The 5,682-nt window shown below is 59.2% G+C and carries 4 protein-coding genes; 2 read left to right on the forward strand and 2 right to left on the reverse strand.

The features are described from left to right. Positions 1-690: ABC transporter substrate-binding protein (locus tag AC1DH9_RS20405; protein WP_477808673.1), on the forward strand; the 690-nt coding region annotated here is incomplete at its 5' end. Between the two features lie 10 nt (positions 691-700). Here the strand turns inward: AC1DH9_RS20405 and AC1DH9_RS20410 are convergent. Together AC1DH9_RS20410 and AC1DH9_RS20415 are read right to left on the reverse strand one after the other, a co-directional pair. Further along, positions 701-919 (reverse strand): DUF2970 domain-containing protein, encoded by a 219-nt coding sequence (locus AC1DH9_RS20410; RefSeq protein ID WP_414907169.1) that lies wholly within the window; start codon positions 917-919, stop codon positions 701-703. A 74-nt stretch (positions 920-993) separates the two neighbouring features. Next, positions 994-1,350 (reverse strand): hypothetical protein, encoded by a 357-nt coding sequence (locus AC1DH9_RS20415; protein WP_216742252.1) that lies wholly within the window; start codon positions 1,348-1,350, stop codon positions 994-996. 504 nt (positions 1,351-1,854) lie between these two features. Between AC1DH9_RS20415 and AC1DH9_RS20420 the strand changes: the two genes are divergently transcribed. Further along, positions 1,855-5,682, forward strand: a 3,828-nt coding sequence (locus AC1DH9_RS20420; RefSeq protein ID WP_477808674.1) for an NAD-glutamate dehydrogenase, incomplete at its 3' end; no start/stop codon positions are given.

A 5,682-nucleotide genomic window follows, 5' to 3' on the forward strand; every position in this document is an offset into this window, starting at 1 on the left:
TTGCTCGGTAGCCTGGTGCCCAACGATGAGGAGGGYGGTTACCTGATGCTCAAGGAGTTGATCCGCCTGCATCCTCCGGTTGCCTCCGGTCAGAAACTTGAGTTGCTGGCGTTTGCCGGTTTGAAAATCACACCGGCCTCGCAGTTGCGTGAACAGGGCATGATGCGGGCGTTGCGCGAGCACCCCGAGGTGCATTTGCAGCAAGTGGTGTACGGCGCCTGGAACCGTCAGCGCGTTCATGAGCAGGCGACGTTGCTGTTCAAGCGCTATCCGAAGACCTCGCTGATCTGGTCGGCCAACGATGAAATGGCGTTTGGCGCGATGCAGGCCTATGAAGAAGCGGGCGGCACACCGGGCAAGGGCGCGCTGTTCAGCGCCGTGAATACCTCGCCGTCAGCCTTGCAGGCGCTGCTGGATGGTCGTCTTAGCGTATTGGTGGGCGGGCACTTCAGTCTGGGCGGCTGGGCGCTGGTGCAATTGCATGACTATGATCAGGGCGTCCATGTCGAACGATATGGCGGCCGTGATCGGCAGATCCCGTTGTTGCAGTTGATTGATCGGGAGCAGGCCAGGCAATTGTTGGCCATGGGAGCCACGCAGAACTACGGCGTGAACTTCCGCAGCCTGTCGGCCAAGGATCGTCCCCTGGGTTATCGCTACCCGTTCAGCCTGCAAACACTCATGCACTGACGCTCGGCTACTAAACCCCGGCCAGATGCAGGACCAGTTTCACGATACCGAACAGCGTCAGCGCAAAGACCGCGGTGAACAGAATGCCTAATATCACGAAATGACTGGGTTTGCCGTGCGTGAAATCGCGGGCGCGGTTCTTCCCRCTCTGCACGCCGAACGCCGCCGCCATCACGCTCTGCAGCATTTGCCAGAAGCTGGGTGGCTTGTTGTCGACTGGATCGTCCATAAATCCCTCGTCACCGGAGTGTATGAGGCAAGCATAGTCAATCTTCCCGGGGGCCGTGAGRCCACCCGCTCGGGTCAGCTCAACTGGCTCACATAAGTGCCCGTGCCCTTGAGAATGTTCTGCAACGTTTCTTCCACTTCAGCCAGATCCGCCGGCGCGGTGCTGTGGTGGATTTCCAGATGATCGTCGCCATTCAGCGCATCGGCGTCAGCGGCGGCTATTTCGATCAGCAGGCGGGTAGGGCTGAGGGTGACTTTCACGCCATCGAGGGTCGACGGCTCACCATCAAGGGTGATCTCCAGTTCATCTTCGTCCGGGTAGCGAGTCATCAAGAACATCTCGCCCTGATTGCTGTGGCAGCAGAGCATGGCCATGTTGTCTTCTTCGTCATCGCACGGGTTGGCGATCAGGTGGGCGGTGGTCAGTTGCATGGGGTGATTCCTGGCTCAACGAGCGTTATAAAGACAACAAAATCCGATTCTGCCAGCCCGAGGGGATTTCTGCTCGGCTGTRTGTCAGAAAATGTGTTGTGAACACCGGAGGGATTATCGGTCATTTCTAGTACGCAGGTGCCGTGAATCCGGGCACAAAACCGTCTTTTTTTCACGCAACTGCTAGTGTTGTTCGATGCGCTGCCGATGAGTTACGTGCCTATGACCGAATATGTCGCAGCATCGCAAGCAGGCAGGTTGTCGCACCCGATAAGCTGCGCAACCAATGGGCACCTCTAAAGACATTACTTGTCTACCCGGTAGTCGTTTTTACAGATGCCCATTTATGGAAGGTGAATGTGACCTGAGTGTCTCGTCCAGCTTCACCCACCTGTCACCCTGTTAACCTCTGCCCGAGATTCAGGAACAGGGTGACGGATTGCCCCGACAGGGGTTTTGCACGCGACGCTTCCATCAATAACAAGCCCAAGCGGAGTACCACAGATGGCGTTCTTCACCGCAGCCAGCAAAGCCGACTTCCAGCAACAACTGCAAGCGGCACTGGCGCAGCACATCAGTGAACAGTCACTGCCACAAGTGGCGCTGTTCGCTGAACAATTCTTCGGCATTATTTCCCTCGATGAGCTGACCCAGCGCCGGTTGTCCGACCTCGCCGGCTGCACCCTTTCTGCCTGGCGCCTGCTTGAGCGCTTTGATCACGCGCAACCACAGGTGCGCGTTTACAACCCCGATTACGAACGTCACGGCTGGCAGTCGACCCACACAGCGGTCGAAGTGCTGCACCATGACTTGCCATTTCTCGTCGACTCGGTGCGCACCGAGCTGAACCGTCGCGGCTACAGCATCCATACCTTGCAAACCACGGTGCTGAGCGTGCGTCGCGGCGCCAAGGGCGAACTGCTGGAAATCCTGCCGAAAGGCACCCAGGGCGAAGGCATTCTGCAAGAATCGCTGATGTACCTTGAGATCGATCGTTGCGCCCATACCGCCGAGCTCAATGTATTGAGCAAGGAGCTGGAGCAGGTTCTCGGTGAGGTCCGCGTTGCGGTCGCCGATTTCGAACCGATGAAAGCCAAGGTCCAGGAGCTGATCGAAGGCATCGACAAAAGCAAGTTTGCCGTCGATGCCGAAGAAAAGAGCGAGATCAAAGGCTTCCTCGAGTGGCTGGTGGGCAACCACTTCACGTTCCTCGGTTACGAAGAGTTCGTGGTTCGCGACGACAAGGATGGCGGCCATATCGAGTACGACCAGAGCTCGTTCCTGGGCCTGACCCGATTGCTGCGTGCCGGCCYGACGGCTGACGACCTGCGTATCGAAGACTACGCCGTGAACTACCTGCGCGAACCGACGCCGCTGTCGTTCGCCAAGGCTGCGCACCCAAGCCGTGTGCACCGTCCGGCTTACCCGGATTACGTATCGATCCGTCAGATCGATGCCAGCGGTAAAGTCATCAAGGAATGCCGCTTCATGGGCCTGTACACCTCGTCGGTGTATGGCGAAAGCGTGCGGGTCATTCCGTACATCCGCCGCAAGGTCGATGTCATCGAACAGCGCTCCGGCTTCCAGTCCAAGGCGCACCTGGGCAAGGAACTGGCCCAGGTACTCGAAGTACTGCCGCGTGACGATCTGTTCCAGACTCCGGTCGACGAACTGTTCAGCACCGTGATGTCGATCGTGCAGATCCAGGAGCGCAACAAGATTCGCGTGTTCCTGCGCAAAGACCCGTATGGTCGCTTCTGCTACTGCCTGGCCTACGTGCCACGCGACATCTATTCCACTGAAGTGCGTCAGAAGATCCAGCAAGTGCTGATGGATCGCCTGAAAGCGACCGATTGCRAATTCTGGACCTTCTTCTCCGAGTCCGTGCTGGCCCGTGTACAACTGATTCTGCGGGTCGACCCGAAGAACCGTCTGGACATCGACCCGCTGCTGCTGGAAAAAGAAGTGGTCCAGGCCTGCCGCAGCTGGCAGGACGACTACGCAAGCCTGGTGGTCGAAAGCTTCGGCGAAGCCCAGGGCACCAATGTGCTGTCCGACTTCCCGAAAGGCTTCCCGGCCGGCTACCGTGAGCGTTTCGCCGCGCATTCGGCCGTGGTCGACATGCAGCACCTGCTGAGCCTGAGCGAAAAGAATCCACTGGTCATGAGCTTCTATCAGCCACTGGGTCAGGTGTCCGGTCAGCGCGAGCTGCACTGCAAGCTGTACCACGCCGATACCCCGCTGGCGCTGTCCGACGTCTTGCCAATTCTGGAAAACCTCGGCCTGCGCGTGCTGGGCGAGTTCCCGTATCGCCTGCGTCACAGCAACGGTCGCGAGTTCTGGATTCATGACTTCGCGTTCACCGCCGCTGAAGGCCTGGAACTCGATATCCAGCAGCTCAACGACACCCTGCAGGACGCCTTCGTCCACATCGTTCGCGGCGACGCCGAAAACGATGCATTCAACCGTCTGGTACTGACCGCCGGCCTGCCGTGGCGCGACGTGGCGCTGCTGCGCGCTTACGCCCGTTACCTGAAGCAGATTCGTCTGGGCTTCGACCTGGGCTACATCGCCAGCACCCTGAACAACCACACCGACATCGCTCGCGAGTTGACCCGGTTGTTCAAGACCCGTTTCTACCTGGCGCGCAAGCTGACCAGCGACGACCTCGACGACAAGCAGCTGCGCCTGGAACAAGCGATCCTGAGTGCTCTGGACGACGTTCAAGTGTTGAACGAAGACCGCATCCTGCGTCGCTACCTGGACCTGATCAAGGCAACCCTGCGGACCAACTTCTACCAGACCGATGCCAACGGTCAGAACAAGTCCTACTTCAGCTTCAAGTTCAACCCGCACGCTATTCCAGAGCTGCCGAAGCCGGTACCGAAGTTCGAAATCTTCGTTTACTCGCCGCGCGTCGAAGGCGTGCACCTGCGCTTCGGCAACGTGGCTCGTGGTGGTCTGCGCTGGTCCGACCGTGAAGAAGATTTCCGTACCGAAGTCCTGGGCCTGGTAAAAGCCCAGCAAGTGAAGAACTCGGTCATCGTGCCAGTGGGCGCCAAAGGCGGCTTCCTGCCGCGTCGCCTGCCACTGGGCGGTAGCCGTGATGAGATCGCAGCAGAAGGCATCGCCTGCTACCGCATCTTCATTTCCGGTCTGTTGGACATCACCGACAACCTGAAAGACGGCGCGCTGGTACCGCCGGCCAACGTCGTGCGTCATGACGACGATGACCCGTACCTGGTAGTGGCAGCGGACAAGGGCACTGCGACCTTCTCCGACATCGCCAACGGTATTGCGATCGACTACGGCTTCTGGCTCGGTGACGCCTTCGCGTCGGGCGGCTCGGCCGGTTATGACCACAAGAAAATGGGCATCACCGCCAAAGGCGCGTGGGTTGGCGTCCAACGTCACTTCCGCGAGCGCGGCATCAACGTCCAGAAAGACAGCATCACAGTGGTCGGCGTTGGTGACATGGCCGGTGACGTGTTCGGTAATGGCTTGCTGATGTCCGACAAGCTGCAACTGGTTGCCGCGTTCAACCACCTGCACATCTTCATCGACCCGAACCCTGAGCCTGCCAACAGCTTCGCCGAGCGTCAGCGTCTGTTCGACCTGCCGCGTTCGGCGTGGTCGGATTACGACACCAGCATCATGTCTGAAGGCGGCGGGATCTTCTCCCGTAGCGCGAAGAGCATCGCGATTTCCCCGCAGATGAAAGAGCGCTTCGACATTCAGGCCGACAAGCTGACCCCGACCGAACTGCTGAACGCCTTGCTCAAGGCGCCAGTGGATCTGTTGTGGAACGGCGGTATCGGTACCTACGTCAAAGCCAGCAGCGAAAGCCACGCCGATGTCGGCGACAAGGCCAACGATGCGCTGCGCGTGAACGGCAACGAACTGCGCTGCAAAGTCGTGGGCGAGGGCGGTAACCTCGGTATGACCCAACTGGGTCGTGTCGAATTCGGTCTCAATGGCGGCGGCTCCAACACCGACTTCATCGACAACGCCGGTGGCGTGGACTGCTCCGACCACGAAGTGAACATCAAGATCCTGCTCAACGAAGTGGTGCAGGCTGGCGACATGACCGAGAAGCAACGTAACCAGTTGCTCGGCAGCATGACGGATGAAGTCGGCGGTCTGGTTCTCGGCAACAACTACAAGCAGACCCAGGCCCTGTCCCTGGCAGCCCGTCGTGCCTACGTGCGAATTGCCGAATACAAGCGTCTGATGAACGACCTGGAAGGTCGTGGCAAGCTGGACCGTGCCATCGAGTTCCTGCCGACGGAAGATCAACTGAACGAGCGCGTTGCGGCAGGCCAGGGCCTGACC

The organism is Pseudomonas sp. 05T35 (assembly GCF_056396605.1).